At 56.2% G+C, this 2,047-nt stretch carries 2 protein-coding genes; both read left to right on the top strand.

Going from position 1 to position 2,047, the window contains the following annotated elements; translation table 11 throughout:
* Positions 1-1,290 (top strand): DUF3458 domain-containing protein (locus AAAB16_RS11395; protein WP_340663414.1); only part of this gene is annotated, 1,290 nt, incomplete at its 5' end.
* A 527-nt stretch (positions 1,291-1,817) separates the two neighbouring features.
* Positions 1,818-2,047: DUF1302 family protein (locus AAAB16_RS11400; RefSeq protein ID WP_340663415.1), on the top strand; the 230-nt coding region annotated here is incomplete at its 3' end.

Genomic DNA, 2,047 nt, shown 5'->3' on the forward strand with positions numbered 1-2,047 from the left:
AGCGAGGCCTATGACGCTGCCGCTAAAACCTACACCCTGACTTTCCGCCAAAGCTGCCCGGCCACGCCAGGGCAAACCGAGAAGCTGCCGTTTGTGATTCCGGTCGAGCTGGGCTTGCTCGGCGCTCAGGGTCAGCCTTTGCCGTTGAAGCTGGCGGGCGAGGGCGCTGCGCGTGGTGAGTCGACTGTGATTGCGGTGACCGAAGCCGAGCAAAGCTTTACCTTTGTCGAGGTGGCTGAGCAGCCGTTGCCGTCCTTGCTGCGCGGTCTGTCGGCCCCGGTAAAACTGAGCTTCCCCTACAGCCGCGACCAACTGATGTTTCTGATGCAGCACGACGCCGACGGCTTTAACCGTTGGGAAGCCGGCCAGCAGTTGTCGGTGCAGGTGCTGCAAGAGTTGATCGGTCAGCATCAGCGTGGCGAAGCGCTGCAGTTGGATCAGCGCTTGGTCACTGCGCTGAACACGCTGCTTACCGATGACAGCCTGGATCAGGCCATGGTGGCGGAAATGCTCTCGCTGCCCAGTGAGGCCTACCTCACCGAAATCAGTGAAGTGGCTGACGTTGACGCCATCCACAGCGCCCGTGAGTTTGCCCGTAAAGAGTTGGCCGACGCCCTGTATGCACCGCTGTGGCAGCGCTATCAGGCCAACCGCGAGGTATCCCGTAACAGTGAATACGTCGCCCAGGCTGAACATTTTGCTCGCCGCAGTCTGCAAAACATCGCGCTCTCATACTTAATGCTGAGTGGTAAACCTGAGTTGCTGGCTGCATGCCTTGAGCAGTACGAAGCATGCGACAACATGACCGAGCGCCTGACGGCGTTGGCGGTGTTGGTCAATTCCGCCTTTGACGCGGAGAAAGCCAAAGCCTTGGCGAGCTTCGCCGAGCACTTCAAAGACAACCCGCTGGTTATGGACCAATGGTTCAGCGTGCAGGCGGCGAGCGCTCTACCTGGTGGCTTGGAGCGGGTCAAGGCACTGATGGAACACCCCGCCTTCACGCTGAAAAACCCCAACAAGGTGCGGGCACTTATTGGTGCTTTCGCCGGGCAGAACCTGGTCAACTTCCACAGCGCCGATGGTTCGGGCTACCGCTTCCTGGCGGACTTGGTGATCACCTTGAACGGCTTTAACCCACAGATCGCATCGCGCCAGTTGGCGCCGCTAACCCGCTGGCGTAAATACGACAGCAGCCGTCAGGCGCTGATGAAGGCCGAGCTAGAGCGGATTCTCGCCTCTGGAGAGCTGTCGTCTGATGTTTACGAGGTCGTCAGCAAAAGCCTGGCCTAAGGTTTGAAACTCCCTTCCCACGAGTAAGGAAAGTGTTACTGGCACTCTGCCGGTAACACTTTTTTGTTACTTACCGAAATAACGCGCCCACTTCTTAGTAGAAAACCCTAAATTGGTTGGGGCTTAGCCCTTGCCTTTTTTCTGATTGTACGGCCAGGAAATTTTGCCCAAACCCAGCTGAGTGGCTATCCGCGCCAGGTTGTAGGACAAATCACGCAATTGTTTCCTGAATAATGGTTGAGCTGGTTAATGAATGATCAGTCACTAATCGTCCGGATAACCATAAAACGTTGGCGCCATTAAATTGAATTGAAACGCTTGTTTGGCACCATGGTTGCATTGCATCACATTAATTGGCCCCGCAATGGTGCATGCAATGCTCGGGGGCGCGTGCTAGACACGTTGGAAGAGGAAACTTCCGATCAACTAAAAGACCGCCCTCGTCATTCAGAGTTAGCGGCAGTAATGAGCTCCTTCACTAGAAGGGGCCAATAAGAATAACGATCTGTCCACGGAGTAAAGTCTCGATGGAATTCAAGTCCCGTAGTCCTATGTTGCGTTTCGCACCGTCCAAGGCAGGCTTTGCCTTCGCCGGTCTCCTGCCGTTGCTGGTGGCCGTACAAGCCCAGGCGGTGGAATTCAGCTTTGCCGACGACGAAGTCACCGGTTCCATCGATACCACCGTCTCCTACGGCCAACTGTGGCGCGTTCAGGGCCAAGACAAGACCAACAACGACATCAACACCAACGACGGCAA

The organism is Pseudomonas sp. (assembly GCF_037994325.1).
GTDB lineage: Bacteria > Pseudomonadota > Gammaproteobacteria > Pseudomonadales > Pseudomonadaceae > Aquipseudomonas.